This is a genomic window from Exiguobacterium sp. EF_C8 (assembly GCF_054956715.1).
Window position 1 is genome coordinate 2,360,379 of sequence record NZ_CM143264.1, and the last position, 19,935, is coordinate 2,380,313.

The following is a 19,935-nucleotide window of genomic DNA, read 5'->3' on the forward strand; positions in this document are numbered from 1 at the left end:
ATGTGAAGTGACTTATGGTTTTAGAACGACCTTGATGCATCCATCTGTTCGATCATTGAAGGTTTGATAGGCTGCAGCAGCATCATCGAGTGCCACTCGATGCGTCACGATGTCCGTCGGATCAAATTCCTTATTGATGATTTTCTGGAACAGTTCCGGCATCAAATGGACGACGGGTGCTTGTCCCATTTTCAGTGTGATATTCCGAGTGAAAAAGTCGCCGAGTGGAAATTGATTATATTTTTTCGCATAGACACCCGTCAACTGTACGGTACCAAACTTCCGGACAGCATCCTTCGCAATATCAATGGCACTCAACGTTCCCCCTTGCAAACCAATCTTTTGTTCGATTTTTTCAACAGGTGACATCTTCCCATCAAGACCGACGCAATCAATCACGACATCTGCCCCACCTTGCGTCAATTCTTTGATGTAGGCACCACTTTCTGCATGATCTGAAAAATTCACGGTCTCGACTTTATTCGTCACTTTGGCGTGATTTAATCGATAGACTTGATCATCCACCGCAATGACCCGTTTCGCACCTTGCATCCATGCGAATTTTTGTGTCATCAGTCCGACAGGTCCCGATCCGAGTACGACGACCGTGTCCCCTTTTTTCACACCAGCATGCAGGACACTCCAATATGCTGTAGGTAAAACGTCAGATAAGAACAACAACGCTTCATCTTCTAGTTCACACGATTCAGGAATTACGAGCGGCATGAAATTTCCAAATGGTACTTTTAAATATTCCGCCTGACCACCGGGATGTCCACCAAACTCTTCTGTAAAACCAAAATATCCACCTGTATCGACATGCGGATTTCCGTTTGAGTTATCACATTGACTTTCCATATCATGTTCGCAAAAGAAACAGTGACCGCAAGCAACGTTAAACGGTAACACGACGCGGTCTCCCCGTTTGACCTTCGTCACTCCTGGTCCAACTTCTTCAACGATGCCCATCGGTTCATGACCAATGACATAGTCTTTGTGAGCCGGCATATTCCCTTGATAAATGTGTAGATCCGAACCACAAATTGCAGTCGAGGTGATCTTTACGATGATGTCATCGTTTTTATCAATCGATGGATCCTGTACTTGTTTGACTTGAACATCTTTTGTTCCTTGGTACGTTACGGCGCGCATGTAAAATCCCCCTTAGTGGAATAAAATGACGTACCTTTGTCCTTACCCTAATACAAGCATTTATTCTACATGTTTTTTAAAATTGGAACTTTTATACTACATGGATAACATGGTGTGAACTAACCATTTTACTTTACACATTTATATATAAAAGAAGCTTATATCATGGCCCGATGCACCGTTTGTCTCAAAAATGGTCTTCTCGAACAATCTATCGTTTGATGTGATCGGCTGACCTGTCCGCATTGTCAAAACTCGCAACACCTACTGTAACGAGACGAAAAAGACGAACCTGTCGAAAGTGACAGGTTCGTCTTTTTTTAGATTCAGGATTTTAATAAGTCGAGTACCGAACGGACGGTAGACGCAGAGCGGTTCAATGCTTCTTGTTCATCGACAGTCAGCTCGAGTTCGTAGACGTGCTCGACACCGTTCCCACCAAGAATGACCGGTACACCAAAGTACATATCGTTGTATCCGTATTCGCCTTCGAGATAAGCGATTGCCGGAAGAATACGTCGCTGATCCTTCAAAATCGCTTCGACCATCTGAGCAATTGCCGCTGCTGGCGCGTAATAAGCGGAACCGTTTCCGAGTAACTGAACGATTTCACCGCCCCCTTTACGGGTCCGGTCAACGATCGCATCGAGTCGTTCTTTCGATATGAGCTTCTCAATCGGAATTCCTCCTGCTTGAGAATAGCGCAGTAGCGGTACCATATCATCTCCGTGTCCACCGAGCACGAACCCTGATACGTCCTTCACAGAAACATTGAGTTCTTCTGCTAGAAATGTCCGGAAACGCGCCGTGTCGAGGACTCCGGACTGACCGATGACACGTTCCTTCGGAAAACCAGATGCTTGATAGACCGTATACGTCATCGCATCGACCGGGTTCGTCAAAACGATGATGATCGATTCTGGTGCATGCGCGACGATTTCCTTCGTCACAGCTGTCATGACGGCAGCATTCGTGCTGACAAGGTCTTCGCGGCTCATGCCCGGCTTTCGAGCAATGCCGGCAGTGATGACGACGATGTCTGCGTCCTTGATATCTGCATAATCCGATGTCCCTTTTACCGAAACATCAAATCCGAGGATCGGCGCTGCTTCTTGCATATCAAGCGCCTTTCCTTTCGTCGGATTTTCTTGCTCTGGTCGGTCGACGAGGACGATATCACCTAACTCTTGCTGGGCAAGGTAAAGTGCCGTCGTCGCGCCCGTAAAGCCACTTCCTATGACTGCGATCTTCTTCCGTCTGTTCATCGACTCATTCCTCCTGATCGGATTACATGTTTTTGATGAGTTCGTCCGCGAATTCAGAACACTTCACTTCAGTCGCACCATCCATGAGACGTGCGAAGTCGTATGTGACGACTTTTGCTTCGATCGATGTTTCCATCGATTTGATGATGAGATCTGCTGCTTCGTTCCAACCGAGGTGACGGAACATCATTTCGCCTGACAAGATGACAGATGATGGGTTTACTTTATCAAGTCCAGCGTATTTTGGTGCTGTACCGTGAGTTGCTTCAAAAATCGCGTGACCAGTCATGTAGTTGATGTTTGCTCCAGGTGCGATTCCGATACCACCCACTTGTGCAGCAAGTGCATCCGAGATGTAGTCACCGTTCAAGTTCATTGTCGCAACGACATCGAACTCTTTTGGACGAGTCAAGATTTGTTGTAAGAAGATATCAGCGATTGAGTCTTTTACGATTAACTTACCAGCAGCTTCAGCGTCTGCTTGTGCTTTGTTCGCAGCCTCAGTTCCCTCTTCTTCTTTGATACGATCGTACTGGTTCCAAGTGAAGACGTGCTCTGCGTATTCACGCTCAGCAAGCTCATAACCCCAGTTTTTGAAAGCTCCTTCAGTGAACTTCATAATGTTTCCTTTGTGAACGAGTGTCAACGAAGCGCGCTTGTGCTCAAGTGCGTATTCGATAGCTGCACGAACGAGGCGTTCTGTTCCCTCTTTTGAAATCGGTTTGATTCCAAGACCAGATGTCTCAGGGAAGCGAATTTTGTTGACACCCATTTCGTTTTGAAGGAATTCAAGCAGTTTTGCAACGCCTTCGCTACCTTCTGCATATTCGATTCCTGCGTAGATGTCTTCAGTATTTTCACGGAAGATGACCATATCTGTATCTTCTGGGCGTTTAACCGGTGAAGGAACACCTGTGAAGTAACGAACTGGGCGAAGGCATGTGTACAAATCAAGCTCTTGACGTAATGCAACGTTCAATGAGCGAATACCGCCGCCGACTGGTGTCGTAAGTGGTCCTTTGATTGCGATGATGTGCTCACGGATGAGATCGAGTGTCTCTTCTGGTAACCAGTTGCCTGTTTTGTTGAATGCTTTTTCGCCAGCATAGACTTCTTTCCATTCAATCTTCTTCTCACCGTTATAGGCTTTTTCAACTGCTGCATCAAATACGCGTACCGCAGCATTCCAGATGTCAGGTCCTGTTCCGTCACCAATGATGAATGGAATGATTGGAGCATTTGGAACTTGAAGTGTACCGTTCGTTACTGTGATGTTTTCGCCTTGAAGTGTAGCCATGTCTAAAAATCCCCCTTAAGTAATTGTAATCTACATCAAAAATCAGGAGAGGATTACTCCTCTCCGTCCTTTTAACGTTCTTCGATGGACACATATGTCCGGTGCGTTTCACCCGTGTAGTCTGCACGTGGACGAATCAGACGGTTATCGCTATACTGCTCTAAAATGTGCGCCAACCAACCTGACATTCGACTTACTGCAAAGATTGGAGTGAAAAGTTCTGTATCAAGTCCAAGTGCATGGTACGTAGAAGCGGAATAGAAATCAACGTTTGGTTTCAATCCTTTTTCCGACTGGACGATCTCGTCAATCTTAACTGACATCTCATACCATTTCGGTTCCCCGATTTGAGCAGTCAGCTGACGACTCATTTCCTGAAGGTGCTTCGCACGTGGATCGCCGTCCTTGTAGACACGGTGACCAAAGCCCATGATTTTTTGCTTGTTCTCAAGTTTATTATGAACATACTCGTCAACCTTTTCAACCGAATCAATTTCTAACAGCATCTTCATGACGGCTTCATTCGCTCCACCGTGAAGAGGTCCTTTTAATGCACCCATCGCTGCTGTCACACCTGAGTAGACGTCAGAGAGTGTCGCAACACAAACACGTGCCGTGAATGTCGAAGCGTTCAACTCATGGTCTGCATGAAGAACAAGCGCTTGGTTGAACGCTTTTTCAGCCACTTCTGTCGGCTCTTCGCCTGTCAACATGAACAGGAAGTTTGCAGCGTAAGAAAGACCTGTTTTAGGTGCGATTGGTTCCTGCCCTTTTTTAATACGCGCGTAAGCCGTAACAAGTGTTGCGATTTGCGCTTGTAATTTGATGGCTTTAGCGTAATTCGCCTCTGTCGACATATCTTCTGATGTTTCATCGTAAAGCGCGAGTTGAGAGAGCGCTGTTCGAATCATTGCCATCGCATTCGCCGACTTTGGTGCTGCCTTCATCGTCTCGAGAACGGCAGTCGCAACTGGTGCTTCGGAAATGAGTGCTTCCGACAGTTGCTTCAATTCCTCTTCTTTTGGTAGACGGTCGTTCCATAATAAGAAGACGACTTCCTCAAATGAGGCGTGCTCCGCCAAATCATCAATTGTATAACCGCCGTACGTCAATTGACCATCGATGATCGAACTGATTTTCGATGTCGTCGCGACGATTCCTTCTAAACCTTTAGTTTGAGTCATGACAATAATCCCCCTTTTTTTCCCCAGAAATTTAAAACGCTTTCATTTCCGTATTGAAAAAAAGACGTCCACTCAAGAGTCGTTCCCCATGCTTGTACCGCTGTACTCTTGAATAGACCATCTTGTTTCTGTTCTTAGTATAAACAAAATTACCCAAAAAGTGAATGAACTTGCATACTATTATCAAAAAATTAATTCGTATTCTTTGCTGATCCTGCTCATCCCGTGAACGTTTTTGCGATGATATCCCACATTCCGATGACAAGCGCAGCGATCCCAGCACCAATTAGCGGACCAACGGGTACTCCCCGGAAGAGTCCAACTGCGAGAATCGTTCCGGCAAGCAATGCCGTCGTGACAAGTGGGTCTTCTTTCATCAGACCAACACCATGTGCCGCGACGATCGCAACGAAGATTCCTGATAAAAATGAGATGATGCCGATATGCCCCCGAATACTTTGAATAAGTTCCTTAAATCCGATATCCCCTGCTGCGATCGGTACGAGAATCGCAGCCGTAATCAATGTGACACCCCACGTGATTCCTTTTGCCTGCAAGGATGGAAATAATCGACCATCTAGTCCGATCGCCTTGACGATCAACAGGAAAGCAGCAGCGATGATCAATGATTTATTTTGTGCGATGACCCCGATGAAGACGAGGGCAATCAAAAATAGATAAGCTTCCATACGTCCTCCTCATGAAAAAAAGACGGACATGACCTAAGTCACGTCCGTCATGAATGAATTATGCGTTATACAGTTTACCTGTCAATGGATCGATTGAGATCATTTGACCGTCTTTGAAGACTGTCAATGCATTTTCAACACCAACGATGACCGGTTTACCGAGTGATGGTCCAACGATACCAGCATGGCTAGTCAATCCACCATCTACTGTGATCATTGCTGCAGCCAATTCGATTGCAGGCATCATGTCACGATCTGTTGAGTTCGTAACGAGGATCATGCCTGGTTTCGCTTTCGCATTCGCTTCTTCAGCATTGTTTGCGATGACGACTTCACCAACAACACCACGTTCGCCGATTCCGCGACCGTTTGCGATCTCTTTACCAACGATGTGAACTTTTAGCATGTTCGTTGTACCAGCAGTCAAAGCAGGGATACCAGCCGAGATGACGACGAGGTCACCGTCTGTAACAAAACCAGCATCTTTCGCTGTATCTGCAGCAAGTGTCAACATATCATCCGTGTTGTCTGAGAGATGATCGACGACGATTGGATACACACCCCATACGATGTTTAACTGACGTGCGACACGTGCGCTTGGTGTAACAGCGACGATGTTCGGCTCCGGACGGTATTTCGAGATACGTGATGCTGTGTAGCCCGATTGTGTCGGTGTCAAGATTGCTTTTGCATCCAAGTTGATTGCTGTGTGCGTAACGGCTTGAGCGATCGCATCCGTTACTGTGTGCTCACTGCGAGTTTGACGATCTTTCAACAATAGTTTGTAGTCGAGCATTTTTTCTGTACGTTTTGCGATCGAGTGCATCATTTTGACAGATTCAATCGGGTAGTCCCCTGCTGCTGTCTCACCTGAAAGCATGATTGCATCCGTACCATCAAGAATCGCGTTCGCAACGTCTGATGCTTCAGCACGTGTTGGACGTGGGAAACGTTGCATTGAATCAAGCATTTGTGTTGCTGTGATGACCGGTTTACCAAAGTCATTACAAAGCTTGATCAAGTCTTTTTGAGTTGGTGTTACGTCCTCTGTCGGGATCTCGATACCGAGGTCGCCACGCGCTACCATCAAACCGTCTGAAATCGCGAGAATTTCTTCGATGTTATCGACGCCTTCTTGGTTCTCGATTTTCGGGAAGATTTTGATGTGAGTCGCATTGTTTTTCTCAAGCAATTGGCGAATCGCAACGACGTCAGACGCACGGCGTACGAATGATGGTGCGATTAAGTCGACATCGCTCTTGATTCCGAATTCGATATCAGCTACGTCTTTATCTGTCAAAGCAGGAAGGTTAACCTTCACGTTTGGCAAGTTGACACCTTTTTTCGTTTTGATGACACCTTCGTTTTCGATAGAGCAACGAAGTTCACGGTTTGGAAGTTTTTCAACGACACGAAGACCGATGAGACCATCATCAAGCATGATCATCGAACCAACTTCGACGTCATCATAAAGTCCTTCATACGTAACAGAGAACTTATCTTTTGTTCCGACGATTTCGTTTGCGTCACCACTGACGACGATGACTTCTTGTCCACGTACGAGAAGTGCTTTTCCCTCTTCGAACGTATGCGTCCGGATTTCTGGACCTTTCGTATCAAGAAGAATCGTAACGATTTTGTTTGCTTCTTTTGCTGCACGACGGATATCTGTGATTCGTGCACCGTGTTCTTCATAATCGCCGTGTGAGAAGTTCAAACGAGCGACGTTCATACCTGCTTCGATCATTTCTGGGAGTCGTTTTTCTGACGCCGGTCCGATCGTACATACAATTTTAGTTCTGCGCATATTCCATAAACCTCCTACGGTGTTTGGCCAAGTTCTCTTGCCCATTCCAATCCTATCGACGTTCGTTAAATCGAAAGCTGTTTTGAAAGCTCAAGGATTTCAAGATCCAGCTCATGTTTGTTTGCGTCGAGTGCCTCATCGATATCGAGATCAATCATCTTGCCACCACGTACACCTACGACACGTCCTTGTTTTCCTTGAAGTAGGATTTCGATGGCATGTGCCCCCATCCGACTTGCAAGTACACGGTCCGCTGCCGTCGGTGCTCCACCACGTTGAACGTGACCAAGAACCGTGACGCGTGTATCGAGACCTGTTTCTTTTGCGATAGCGTCTCCCACGTCCTGAGCACGACCTGCACCTTCAGCGACGATGACGATCGAGTGTTTCTTACCGCGGTTGACACCACTTTGAATGCGATCGAGGACTTCTTTTAAATCTTCAGGACGTTCAGGAACAAGAATCGATTCTGCTCCACCAGCAAGTCCTGCATATAATGCGATATCACCCGCATCGCGTCCCATGACTTCAATGACATACGTCCGCTCATGCGACGATGCTGTATCACGGATTTTGTCGATCGCTTCAAGCGCCGTATTGAGCGCTGTATCAAAACCGATCGTATAGTCCGTTCCAGGAATATCGTTATCGATCGTACCTGGAAGTCCAATTGTCGGGAAGCCAAGTCCAGTCAATTTTTGGGCACCACGATACGACCCGTCTCCGCCTACGACGACGAGTGCATCAATTTCAAATTTCTTAAGATTGACGACCGCTTTTGCTCGTCCTTCTTCTGTACGGAACTCAGGGCAACGTGCTGAACGTAGGAACGTTCCACCTCGTTGAATGATGTCACCGACTGATCCAAGGTTCAACTGGACGATGTCCCCGTTGATTAATCCTTGATACCCGTTGTAGACACCGAATACTTCTAAGCCATGAAAAATCGCTTTACGCGTGACAGCACGCACCGCGGCGTTCATACCTGGTGCATCGCCGCCACTCGTTAAGACAGCAATCCGTTTTAAACTCACGTTAATCACCTCTCCATTAATCTGAATCTAAAATAGCACGTTGTTTTCTTGTTTTACAACAGGGCAGATTGCATAAACTTTCACTATCTTTTTCATCATCAATTCCGGAAATGAGGAATATCAATCATGATAGCGATTACATGGTGCTTATGTGCCAATTTGGTGATATTTTTCGGTCCGTTGATCGAGGAGCTCTTCCTTGGTCAGATGAACCAAAGTTTCGAGCTTCTGTACCAAGACAGATTTTAATTTATCCGCCTGTAATGACACATCAAGATGTGCTCCTCCGATGACTTCAGGAATGATAGCATCCGCGATTCCAAGGCGTAACAAATCAGGTGCTGTGATTTTCATCGATTCTGCAGCCTTTTCCGCAAGACTCGCATCTTTCCACAATAATGCTGCAGCACCTTCAGGAGAGATAACGGAATACGTCGAGTTCTCAAGCATCAAGAGTTGATCACAAACGCCGATTCCTAAAGCACCACCTGAACCGCCTTCACCAATGACAATCGAGATGATTGGCACAGTCATCCCAGCCATCTCAAACAAGTTTTTCGCGATGGCTTCACTTTGACCGCGTTCTTCTGCCGCACGTCCTGGATATGCTCCTTTCGTGTCAATGAACGTAATGATCGGTCGGTTGAATTTTTCCGCTTGTTGCATGAGACGCAGTGCTTTCCGGTACCCTTCTGGATGTGGCATTCCGAAGTTACGACGAATGTTCTCTTTTGTATCTTTTCCGCGTTGATGACCGATGATCGTCACGGGACGACCATTTAGCGTTCCGATTCCACCGACGATTGCTGCATCATCATACCCATGACGATCACCGTGCAGTTCGATGAAATCTTCACAAATCGATTCAATGTAATCGAGTGTCGTTGGACGTTCTGGATGACGTGCCAACTGAACACGATTCCACGCTTTCATATTCCCGTAAATATCGAGTTCTAACCGATGAAGGCGTTCTTCAAGAAGTTGCAGTTCTTCCTTGAAGTCAAGTCCTTGCGTTTCCGCCATGTCATGAAGCTCAAGAATTTTTTCGCGTAACGCGATGACTGGTTGGTCAAATGGTTGCATGGTTCGTTCCCTCCGCATGTAGCTTTAAGATTCGCGTATAGTACGTCTTCAGATCGTGTCGTGATACGACATCGTCCAGTTGACCTGCTTGCAATAAGAATTCTGCTGTTTGGAAATCTTCCGGTAGTTTTTCACGAATCGTCTGTTCGATGATCCGACGACCCGCAAATCCAATCAACGCACCCGGTTCAGCAATGTTGAAATCACCGAGCATCGCAAAACTTGCTGATACACCACCGGTTGTCGGATGGGTCATACAAGAAATATAGAGTAACCCTGCATCTGAATGCTGTTTTAAAAAGAGACTCGATTTCGCCATCTGCATGAGACTGACCATTCCTTCTTGCATCCGTGCCCCACCTGAAGCAGAGAATATCGTGACAGGTAGACGATGTTTCGTCGCGTAACGAACAGCTTCAGAAATTGCAGCACCAACGGCAGCTCCCATCGAGCCCATCCGGAATCGCGCATCCATGACACAAGCGACGAGTGGGTGACCATTCACATTCCCGACGCCACAGACGATCGCTTCCTTAAGACCCGTTCTGACTTGATCTCCTTTTAATTTTTCCGGATAGTCCTCAAATCCGAGGGGATCCGCTTGAACTGCTGGCAGATCAAAATATGTTACCGAACCTTCATCAAATAATTGCGTAAAACGTTCTTGCGCAGTCAATGGATGATGATATCCACATGAACAGACGCGTAGGTTCGCTTCTAGTTGTTTCGTATATTGGATCAATTTACATTTCGGACATTTTGTCATTAAGCCAACAGGCACATCGACACGTTGCTCCTTTGAAGTCAACGTGACGAACTTTTTAGGTTTTCGAAAAAATGCTTGCACGTTCAGTTCCCCCTTGTCATCTATGGGCGGTTCAAGAGTTGTTCCCGTTCCACTTGCGTATAGAGTTCCCCTTGACCGAAGCTTTTATGGAAGGCATTGACTTGTCGCCAGATTCGTTCAAACAGATCGTTATCGACCGTCTGAATCAACGTCTCACGAAACGCTGCATCGGATGCAACGACTGGTGCAAGCACCGAAAGGTCATCCAGCTGCGCGAGCGCTGCTTGCTCAAGCAAGCGGAGCGTTCCTGCCAAGTCTTCGAACTTCGAATCGCCAGTCACTAAGAATTGAGCGATGATTTGAATATAGGTATGATCGTCACGGTTTAACAGAAAGCTTCCGCCTCCGTGCCGTGTCTCGACGATGCCTAAATAAGCGAGCGTCCGTAATGCTTCTCGTACGGACGGTCGGCTGATGGATAGTCGTTCTGCCAGTTCCCGTTCCGATGGGATTCGGTCTCCTGGAACTAATCCATCTTGTTCGATCATCAATTTAATCGCCGCGATATTGGCTTCAAACGCATTTCGTTTCTTCTCCATATCGATACGGCACCACCTTTCTGACCCTTCAGTCGGTTGCTTTAATCGGTGGCATTGGTCAGACCAATTACCCTTTATTATAACAAATCTTATTACCTACTACTAGTTTGAGCGAGGCACATTTTTCAGGACAACATGATCTTCACCAAACTGCATACGTAGACGAGCTAATAATTCCTCATCATGCCGAACCGCATAAAGCGGCGGTAACGATTTCGTCTCGCGTGAATCAGCGTAGCGAACGACGACTGGAATATCGCCTGGCGCAGCTTCTAACAATTGTTCGAGTGTGGCTAGCTCATTTTTTGATGTTAGCTTGACGAACAATACATCTTGTCCGAGTGGCCGGAGCCGTTCCAAAATGAATTGGCGCTCCCCTTCACGATCTTGAACCTTCAATTCGATCAATAAGACATTCCCTAAATAAAGAGAACGACGGAACCGCTCATACTGACTTGGGAATACGACGACTTCTTCATTTGAATACCCATCGACCGCTTGAATGACCGCCATCTCTTGACCGCGTTTCGTCTTGAATTCTCGGATTTGATCAATATAGCAGATTAAATAATGCGTGTCTGCTCCGACACTAAGATCATGAAAATAAGCAGATTCGACCGGTGCTTTCATCGCTGTCGTCAAAGGAGAATACGTTAACCAGAATCCGAGTGCATCTCGTTCCAGGCGTGCCCAGTCGGAATCGCTTCGTTTCGATGACTTCTGTGTCCGTCGTTTCCCGAGGATTGCCAGTTCGTCCGGTAATAAGGTATTCGATGATTCCGTGAAGTACTCGAGCACCTCTTGTTCAGCGAGTCCACGATCGCCGTGCGTCGCTCGGTCTAATGCGCCACTATAAAGTAGTAATTCGATTTTTGTTCGTTCCTTTTTACCCCATCCGACATGAGTCAATAGATCGGCGATCGTCGCCGTGTGCTTCGACGCTTCTTTTAACCGTTCGAACTCTCGCTCGGAAATACCTTTAATCACATGGATTCCAAGTCGAATCCCCTTTCCCTCTAGTGAAGAACGATAATCGGAAATCCAGACGTCCGGTGATAGGACAGGGAGACGTCGTTCGCGCATCAACCGGACGAGGCGTTCTGGTTGTTCCACCGAAACGAGAAAGAAAATTTGCGGGAAATGCGCTTTGATATACCCAAGGGCATAACTAATCTTTGAGTAGGCGACTGCATGACTTCGGTTAAATCCATATCCGGCAAAACGTTCGATTTGTTCATAAAGTGAATGTGCTACTGTATCATCGAATCCATTCGTTCGTGCACCTTCTAAAAAATGGAGACGTTCCTGTTCGAGTGAATCCGTACTCTTCTTGGAAATCGCACGTCGTAATATATCTGCTTGAGCAAGCGTAAAACCAGCCACTCGCCGTGTGATTTCCATGACTTGCTCTTGGTAGACGATGATGCCATATGTCGACGCCAGCACCTCTTCTAATACAGGATGTACCATCTGATAAGGTTGACCGGCTTTTCGTTTTGCGTACAGATCAATGAATTTCATCGGTCCTGGACGATAGAGCGACATCGTGGCGACCAAATCTTCAAATCGATTCGGTTTCACTTCTCGCAATGTTTGTTTCATGCCTGGTGATTCGAATTGGAAGATATCATCCGTCTCAGCGCGGGCAAAGACTTGGAACGTCGCACGATCTTCTTCTGGAATTTGCGAGAGCGTAAAAGAGGGGTGTTCTCTTCGAATCAATTCTTCCATCCGACGCAAACGACTAAGATTGCGCAGTCCCAGCAAGTCAATCTTCAGTAATCCTTGACGTTCTAATGCTTGCATCAGGAACTGCGTCACGTATCGCTCGTTCGGTCCTGTCTCTAAGGGTGTCGTCTCGACGAGATTCTCTGACCCGATGACGACGCCGGCTGCGTGAACCGAACGTTGTCGCGGGAGACCTTCGACTGCTTGCGCTAGCTGTAAGAGTTGTCGACGTTTTTCACTTCCAGAGAACCAGCGATACGTCTGTTTATTTTGTTCGATTCCTTGTAACGTCGTCGATTTCCCAAGTTGTTTGACTGCAGCATCCAGTTCATCTTTTGAAAACTCCAGCGTTCGTCCGACATCTCGCAGAGCAGCTTTGGCACCAAGCGTTGATAATGTTCCGATTTGGGCGACATGGTCTTTTCCATAACGCATTACGAGATCTTCTAATACCTCTTCGCGTCGTTCATCTTCGATATCAATATCGATATCCGGCATCGAAATCCGCTCTGGATTCAAAAACCGCTCAAAGAGTAATCCATATTTCAACGGATCAACCGTCGTGATTCCAAGCGCATAACTAACGAGAGAGCCTGCTGCCGACCCACGACCAGGTCCAACATGAATGCCTTTCGCCTTTGCTCGTCGAATAAGTTCCTCGACGATCAAGAAATAATCAGCAAATCCGGTTTGTTCGATGATGGACAGTTCATAGGCGAGACGTTCCTCCGCCTCTTTACTTTCATGACCGTGTGCCAGTAATCCTTCTTCAGCATGCGTCCGCAGCATCGCATTCGAATCTTCTGCGACGCGTGGTAATGGACGTTGCTGGAACGGTAATTCTAAGCGTTCAGATGTCGCGGCAAATTGCTCAGCCATCGTGATTTCTCGCTCCGTAAAGTCTTCGAGTAACTCTTCTCGAGTCTTTAAATGCATCAGACGATCTGTTTTTTGATCTTGGAACGTCGTTGCTTCACGGATCGCACGTATTGCTTGATAAGCTGGGGCTTCAGCTCGATGAAGATAACGGACAGGATCGACCGGGATTGTCTCTACACCGAGTGATGCGGCTACTTCCCGATAACGCATGCGACTCTCTCGCTCGACCGTCGAGCGACTCGAAGTCACTCCCATATATGTACGCGCCCCTTGAACGTGTCCCATCCACTGCACGACGGAACGACGTAGACGTGTCATATCTTCCGATGCCTGACGAAGCGGAACGAGCACCGCAATGAGCGATGAGGCTTCAATAACCGGTTGTTCACTAGCTAATCGGTACAATTGCCGTAAGCCATCAGAAGAAAAAGCAAACCACAAGATACAACAGTCTTCTTCCTCGATTCGCTGCTCCCAGCCAATGACCGGTTGTAACTGTCGACGCTGACACGCCTCGATGAATGCCGGAACTCCGGTTAATGTCGTTTCACAGATGATCGCTCGTCCAAGCTGACGATGAACAAGCTCATCGAGGTACGTCTCGATTCGAATCAAACTTTGTAAGGGACTATATTGTGTCCGGACATTTAAGTGCATCTTCTATTCTCCTCTCTCTTCTGATGAAAGCTTAAAAAGTTTTCAGAACATTCATATCTAACTAACTCAAGTACTCGCCATCTGATTTATTATTCGCTACAATAAGTATAGAAATATCATGACGGGTACGGAAGGAGCATTTCTCATGATTTTGAATCGTAGTCAAATCGCACGTGAAAAGGTTGAACAACTAAAGTTAGGTGTTACTGCTTTTACTGAAACGGAAGAAATCGCTGAGAAGATTCGCAAGTCGGTCGCTGAACTTCAACTGAATGTCATTGAAGACCACACAGATCGTGGCGTATGGTTCATTCCGCAAGAAGAAACAAAAACGAAATAAGCATAAAAAGGCTGTTCGCTCCGCTTCCTCACGAGAGGAATGAGACCGAGCAGCCTTTTTTCCATTTAAAACTGGAAGTTCGCAGCGACCTCATTCAGACGATTAACGACACGTTCGACTTCACTTAACTGTTCAATCGTCGCACCAGACGCCATTGGATGTCCACCGCCATTGAATTCTTTTGCTACTTCATTGATGACCGGACCCTTCGAGCGAATTCGGACGCGAACTTCCATATCCGTTTCGAGGAACAGCGCCCAGCACTTCATTCCTTGTAAACCGGCAAAACTATTGACGAGTAACGATGCTTGTTCGACCGTTGCTCCAAATTGCTTCAATGTATTCTGTGTCAAAACGACATAACCGACACCTTGATCCGTTAACTGAATATGTTGAAGAACATATCCTTGTAGATGAAGCGCCGCCAGTTCTGTTTGGTACATATTCCGATACAACCAATCTGTATCAATCCCTGCATCAATCAATTGCCCCGCGACTTCAAAGGTTCGTTTCGTCGTACCACGGAATTGAAAACGTCCCGTGTCACCGACGATTCCCGCATAGAATTGAATAGCAGCTGATGCCGGAATGTCGTATCCCCATTCATTCAATAGATGAACGAGCAGTTCCGATGTCGAACTCATCGTCGTATCGACGAGTTGCACTGACGCGTATGGATCCTCATCGGGATGATGGTCGATTTTAATGACGTCTTTTCCTGTCATCGCGACCTTCCCGTCAATCCGCGCTTGATTCGCCGTATCCAAAATCACGACTAACGCCTCTTTGTATAACTCGTCTTCTACCTGATCGAGCTTCCCCATAAATGACAATGATGTCGCCATCTCACCTGCCGACAAGACTGTTTTTTCAGGAAACTGGTGTTGCAATGTCAATTGTAAGCCGAACTGACTACCGAGTGCATCGGGATCCGGTCGTTCATGACGATGAATGATGATCGTATTTGCAGCTTCAATCATTTGTTTGATTTGCTCTTTCACTGTGCACAGCTCCTCTAATCTTGATATGATACTAGATGAAGACAAAAAGGAGGTCCTTTTAACATGCAATTCATCCTCATCGCCCTCATCGTTTTCTCGCTTGGTGGGTATTTGTTAGCAAAACGCCGCGCGTTCCATACGAAAAGCACGAACCGAAAATACTTGTTCAATACACAAGCGAGCATTTGGTTGAGTCTGTTCGTCATCCTATTCGCCGTCAATCAGTTCGTTTCCGGGAACGGATTAACGACACTCGTCGGAAAAGTGGTCTGTTCTATTTTAATCGTCGTCGGTGTTGCTTCATTCATCGCTGGATTCATCCGTTACAAAAAGATTTATCCATATGTCGTCCGTGAGATGGAGCAATCCTGAGCGAGATTCAGAGGAACCGAAGTCAATAGACTTCGGTTCTTTTTGTATTCACTTAACGATCGATGAGTTGCGAAGTCACGAGTGCTTTCGCAACGATTTGTGTACCTTGATACATTTCGACATCGACTTTCCCGAATTTCCGACCAACGTCAAAGACATTGGCCCGGATCGTTACCGTGCTCTCGATCTGAACAGGTTTAATGAAATAGATGCTGACGTTTTCAATGACAAGGTCACCTTTCTTCATGTGACGCAACATTCGCGTCGCCCCTTCGACGAGAAGCGTCGTCAATACACCACTTGAAGCAGTCCCCATGAAATTCGTCATTTGTGGAGAAACCTCAAGGGATAAGTACGGTCCCCGTTCGTCCTCTGCCGCTTTAATCTGCCCTGTGATCAGATCATCGAATGTCTCCCCGACCTGCGGCTGGCGATTCGCCAGTTGCAACGCCTTGAGGACATCTTGACGGCTAATGATCCCAAGCAATCGCCCATACTGGTCAATGACCGGTAACATTTCGATGCCTTCCCATACCATCTGATGCGCAGAATTCGTGACACTCGTTCGAATGCCGACCGTAATTGGATGCCGCGTCATGACTTTTTCAACAGCCCAGTCATGTGGACGGTCAATGATGTCCTTCGCCGTCACGACACCGACGACCTTCATTTGTTCATCGATGACAGGATAACGATTGTGTTTTGTCTGTTCGTTCAACTCGTGCCAACGTGAAATCGGATCCGTCGTCTGTAAATAGAACGTATCATGTAAAGGGATCAAGATATCCGAGACGAGTAAGATTTCTTTTTTGATCAATCGATCATAAATTGCTCGGTTGATCATCGTTGCGACCGTAAATGTATCGTATGACGTCGAAATGATGGGTAACTCCATCTCATCCGCCAATCGTTTTGCATCCTCCGTTGTATCAAATCCACCGGTGATCAATACAGCGGCCCCTGCTTCAAGCACAAGTTCGTGTGCTTTTTCACGGTTCCCGATGATGACGAGACTGTCGACATCGATGTAACGCATCATCGCTTCAAGCTTCATTGCGCCAATGACGAATTTCGTCAATGTCTTGTGTAATCCGTTTCTTCCACCGAGAACTTGACCATCGACGATATTCACGACCTCCGCGAATGTCAGCTTCTCAATATTTTCTTTTTGTTTCTTTTTGATTCGAATCGTTCCGACTCGTTCGATCGTCGAGACGAACCCAAGATTCTCCGCTTCCTTGATGGCGCGATAGGCCGTTCCTTCGGATACGGTCAAGTCCTTCGCGATTTGTCGGACGGAAATCTTCGTTCCGACATCAAGATCTTCGATATGTCGAATGATCTGTTCGTGTTTCGTAGGCATACTGTATCCCTTCTTTTCCTTTTTTCTACTCTCCTGTCATTATACTGTACTACTCCAAAGATGAAAACGTGTACTAGTCTGATTTACGAGAAATGTTTTTCGAATCGGACGATGGTATACTTATGTAGAAAATGAGTAGAGAGGTGGAGTCACATATGAGCGAACGTACAAATTACATTAGTGCTTTCTTGAAAGAACAAGGAATCGATTTAGCCGTCATTACTTCAAAGGCGAATGTCTTTTACTTTTCAGGAGTCTACGCAGAACCACACGAACGTGTCATGGCAGTCCTCGTTGATGTAACCGGCAAACATGTATTATTCTGTCCGGCACTCGAAGCAAGTATCGTTGCAGCGAGTCCTTGGGAAGGAGACGTCGTCACGTATGAGGATCATGAAAATCCATTCGATCGTTTAGCTGAATTATTCAAGACATTTGAACATTCGAACAATCGGATCGGTATTGAAGGTGAACATATGACGTTTAGTCGATATCAAGAACTGAGCTCACATCTTGAAAATGCAGCCATTCTTGATATTGGTGAGTCCTTACAAGCGCTTCGCTTGAAGAAAACACCGGAAGAAATTGCTATCCTTCAAGAAGCAGCAGCACTTGCGGATGAAGCGATCGAAATCGGTAAACAAGCGATCCGTCCAGGTATCACGGAAATCGAAGTCATTGCGGAAATCGAATATGAAATGAAGAAAAAAGGCGTCCGCGAGATGTCGTTCGATACGCTTGTCCTATTTGGTGCAAACAGTGCTGATCCACACGGTGTCCCAGGTGACCGCGTCATCCAAGAAGGCGATTTCGTCCTATTCGATCTCGGTGTCATTTGGAAAGGCTACTGTTCAGACATTACACGGACCTTCATTTATGGTCAGGCAAGCGAAGAACAGACTAAAATCTATGAAACGGTCCGCCAAGCACTTGAAGCCGCGACAAAAGCGAGTCAGATCGGTACGATACTCGGCTCGTTGGATAAAGCAGCCCGCGACGTCATCACAGAGGCTGGTTACGGTCAGTACTTCACACATCGCGTCGGTCACGGACTCGGAATCGAGGTTCACGAATTCCCGTCCCTCGCTTCAAACAACTTACTGACGGCTGAAGCTGGTATCGTCTACACGCTCGAACCAGGTATCTATGTTCCCGGAGTCGGCGGCGTCCGGATCGAAGATGATATCCATCTTACTGCGGAAGGTCCGGTTGCGTTAACTCGCACACCAAAACACCTTCAATCGATTCCATCATCTTAAATCAGTAAAAACACCTAATCCAAGCGATGGATTAGGTGTTTTTTATTTACTTACGGGATTGATGGACGACATTGACGCCCCCTGTCACATCAAGAATCGCACCTGTGATCATACTTGATTCTTCTGCGAGTAAGAAGGAGATGGCGCGAGCGATATCTTCCCCGACACCCGTTCTTCCGACCGGTGTTTCTTCATCTTGCTCTGCTTCGGAAATCCGTTTCGTCTTGTTATCACCGACGATGTTCCCCGGATTGACCATGTTGACCGTAATGCCGTGCTCTGCCTCTTCAAGCGCCACACTCTTCGTCAAACTCACCATCCCGCTTTTAGCAGCAGCGAACGCTGCCCGGCACACCCATCCTGGCGCTGTCGCACTTTCCGGAAAACCATACGTGATGATTCGACCATAGGCTTGCTTACGCATGACGGGTAATACTTGACGTAACAACCAGAAACTAGCGGTCAGATTCCCGGTAATGACTTCATTCCATTCTTGATCGCTATAATCTACTAATGCTTTCCGCTCGAATATATATGGTCCTGCATTAAGTATCAACGCATCAATCCGACCTTGCTCGTTAATTGCTTGTTGAGCTGCGTGTTCCACTTCTTCTTGGTTCGTCACGTCTGCTTGAATCGTCACAAGATTCGGATGTGTAAACTCGGGTTCGGAACGATGGAACGCCGTTACTTTCCATCCTTCTTCCAATAACTGGCGTGTTACTCGTTCTCCCAGTCCTTTTGTACCTGCTGTAATTAACGCGTGCCTCATCTTGGCATCGCCCCCTTTCACTGACTCCATCTTACGATGGAATGGAAAGGTAGGACAATTTTTAGAACTCGTTGAATGTTTCGTCCGCTTCCAGTAAGAGAATGGTATAATTAGGGTGTACTCATCATATCGATTACGAAGGGATGGATTCATCATGGCAATCGTCTATCATAATGTACTTGTAGCAGTAGATGGCTCAAAAGAGGCAGAACGTGCCTTCGAGACGGCAATCGATGTTTCATTGCGAAATGATGCAAAATTGATCATCGCACACGTCATTGATACACGGACGTTCGCAACAGTAGAAGCATATGACCGTACTATCACGGAACGTGCTGAATCTTACGCGAAGGAATTGCTAGACGAATATGTCAAGACCGCTCAAGATCGCGGTGTACAGGAAGTCGAAGTTGCAATTGAATACGGTTCTCCAAAAGTCACGATTGCCAAAAAACTTGCTCCTAATCACGATGCTGATTTAATCATCTGTGGCGCGACCGGCTTAAACGCTGTTGAGCGTTTCTTCATCGGTAGTGTCTCTGAAAGCATTACGCGTTACGCAAAATGTGACGTCTTGATCGTTCGTTTATGAACCACTCTTCTATCAAACAAAAGCCTCTCTCCCTTCATCTCAAAGGAAGAGAGGCTTTTTGACGACCTGCTTAAA

18 protein-coding genes are annotated in these 19,935 nt (G+C 46.6%); 4 read left to right on the forward strand and 14 right to left on the reverse strand.

Features of this window, described 5'->3' with window-relative positions; translation table 11 throughout:
- Positions 1-12: 12 nt before the first annotated feature.
- The 11 genes from ACY2IG_RS12585 to dnaE all read right to left on the reverse strand — a co-directional run bounded on the left by ACY2IG_RS12585 (position 13) and on the right by dnaE (position 14,161).
- Complete coding sequence (locus tag ACY2IG_RS12585) at positions 13-1,152, reverse strand: zinc-dependent alcohol dehydrogenase (RefSeq protein ID WP_035406295.1); 1,140 nt, start codon at positions 1,150-1,152, stop codon at positions 13-15.
- A 326-nt stretch (positions 1,153-1,478) separates the two neighbouring features.
- A complete protein-coding gene (gene mdh, locus ACY2IG_RS12590) occupies positions 1,479-2,417 on the reverse strand; it encodes a malate dehydrogenase (RefSeq protein WP_056062660.1) in 939 nt (312 codons plus the stop codon).
- A gap of 22 nt (positions 2,418-2,439) precedes the next feature.
- Entirely contained in the window at positions 2,440-3,714 is a 1,275-nt protein-coding gene (gene icd / locus ACY2IG_RS12595; RefSeq protein WP_035406288.1) for an NADP-dependent isocitrate dehydrogenase, read from the reverse strand.
- Positions 3,715-3,785: 71 nt separating this feature from the next.
- Positions 3,786-4,898, reverse strand: a complete 1,113-nt coding sequence (gene citZ, locus ACY2IG_RS12600) for a citrate synthase (RefSeq protein WP_035406285.1) — start codon at positions 4,896-4,898, stop codon at positions 3,786-3,788.
- 218 nt (positions 4,899-5,116) lie between these two features.
- Entirely contained in the window at positions 5,117-5,587 is a 471-nt protein-coding gene (locus ACY2IG_RS12605) for a DUF441 domain-containing protein (RefSeq protein ID WP_035406282.1), read from the reverse strand.
- Between the two features lie 58 nt (positions 5,588-5,645).
- Positions 5,646-7,394, reverse strand: a complete 1,749-nt coding sequence (pyk, locus tag ACY2IG_RS12610; protein ID WP_056062669.1) for a pyruvate kinase — start codon at positions 7,392-7,394, stop codon at positions 5,646-5,648.
- 65 nt (positions 7,395-7,459) lie between these two features.
- A complete protein-coding gene (pfkA, locus tag ACY2IG_RS12615; protein WP_052019079.1) occupies positions 7,460-8,377 on the reverse strand; it encodes a 6-phosphofructokinase in 918 nt (305 codons plus the stop codon).
- A 198-nt stretch (positions 8,378-8,575) separates the two neighbouring features.
- A complete protein-coding gene (gene accA, locus ACY2IG_RS12620; RefSeq protein WP_035406271.1) occupies positions 8,576-9,511 on the reverse strand; it encodes an acetyl-CoA carboxylase carboxyl transferase subunit alpha in 936 nt (311 codons plus the stop codon).
- Positions 9,498-10,358, reverse strand: a complete 861-nt coding sequence (gene accD / locus ACY2IG_RS12625) for an acetyl-CoA carboxylase, carboxyltransferase subunit beta (RefSeq protein ID WP_056062672.1) — start codon at positions 10,356-10,358, stop codon at positions 9,498-9,500. The genes accA and accD overlap by 14 nt, the downstream gene beginning before the upstream one ends.
- A 20-nt stretch (positions 10,359-10,378) precedes the next feature.
- Positions 10,379-10,897 (reverse strand): FadR/GntR family transcriptional regulator, encoded by a 519-nt coding sequence (locus tag ACY2IG_RS12630; RefSeq protein ID WP_035406263.1) that lies wholly within the window; start codon positions 10,895-10,897, stop codon positions 10,379-10,381.
- A 102-nt stretch (positions 10,898-10,999) separates the two neighbouring features.
- Entirely contained in the window at positions 11,000-14,161 is a 3,162-nt protein-coding gene (gene dnaE / locus ACY2IG_RS12635) for a DNA polymerase III subunit alpha (protein ID WP_329468858.1), read from the reverse strand.
- Between the two features lie 145 nt (positions 14,162-14,306).
- Here dnaE and ACY2IG_RS12640 point away from each other — a divergent pair, with 145 nt between their 5' ends.
- Complete coding sequence (locus tag ACY2IG_RS12640) at positions 14,307-14,501, forward strand: hypothetical protein (RefSeq protein ID WP_035406258.1); 195 nt, start codon at positions 14,307-14,309, stop codon at positions 14,499-14,501.
- Between the two features lie 65 nt (positions 14,502-14,566).
- On the opposite strand, the gene ACY2IG_RS12645 is transcribed toward ACY2IG_RS12640, so the two are convergent.
- The gene (locus ACY2IG_RS12645; protein WP_329468859.1) at positions 14,567-15,502 is read right to left on the reverse strand and encodes a DHH family phosphoesterase; all 936 of its coding nucleotides are present in this window, start codon (positions 15,500-15,502) and stop codon (positions 14,567-14,569) included.
- Positions 15,503-15,565: 63 nt separating this feature from the next.
- Between ACY2IG_RS12645 and ACY2IG_RS12650 the strand changes: the two genes are divergently transcribed.
- Positions 15,566-15,874, forward strand: coding sequence for a YtpI family protein (locus ACY2IG_RS12650; RefSeq protein ID WP_035406252.1), 309 nt, complete (start codon positions 15,566-15,568; stop codon positions 15,872-15,874).
- Between the two features lie 52 nt (positions 15,875-15,926).
- On the opposite strand, the gene ACY2IG_RS12655 is transcribed toward ACY2IG_RS12650, so the two are convergent.
- Positions 15,927-17,237, reverse strand: a complete 1,311-nt coding sequence (locus tag ACY2IG_RS12655) for a DRTGG domain-containing protein (protein ID WP_023469046.1) — start codon at positions 17,235-17,237, stop codon at positions 15,927-15,929.
- Positions 17,238-17,392: 155 nt separating this feature from the next.
- Here ACY2IG_RS12655 and ACY2IG_RS12660 point away from each other — a divergent pair, with 155 nt between their 5' ends.
- On the forward strand, positions 17,393-18,496 hold the full coding sequence (locus ACY2IG_RS12660; RefSeq protein ID WP_329468860.1) for a M24 family metallopeptidase: 1,104 nt from the start codon (positions 17,393-17,395) through the stop codon (positions 18,494-18,496).
- A gap of 46 nt (positions 18,497-18,542) precedes the next feature.
- Here ACY2IG_RS12660 and ACY2IG_RS12665 read toward each other — a convergent pair whose 3' ends face one another.
- Positions 18,543-19,268 carry an SDR family oxidoreductase gene (locus ACY2IG_RS12665; RefSeq protein ID WP_035406245.1) on the reverse strand — a complete coding sequence of 242 codons (726 nt, stop codon included), beginning with the start codon at positions 19,266-19,268 and terminating at the stop codon, positions 18,543-18,545.
- Between the two features lie 154 nt (positions 19,269-19,422).
- Here ACY2IG_RS12665 and ACY2IG_RS12670 point away from each other — a divergent pair, with 154 nt between their 5' ends.
- Positions 19,423-19,860: a universal stress protein gene (locus tag ACY2IG_RS12670; RefSeq protein ID WP_029342342.1), complete on the forward strand. Its 438-nt coding sequence runs from the start codon at positions 19,423-19,425 to the stop codon at positions 19,858-19,860.
- Positions 19,861-19,935 lie beyond the last annotated feature (75 nt).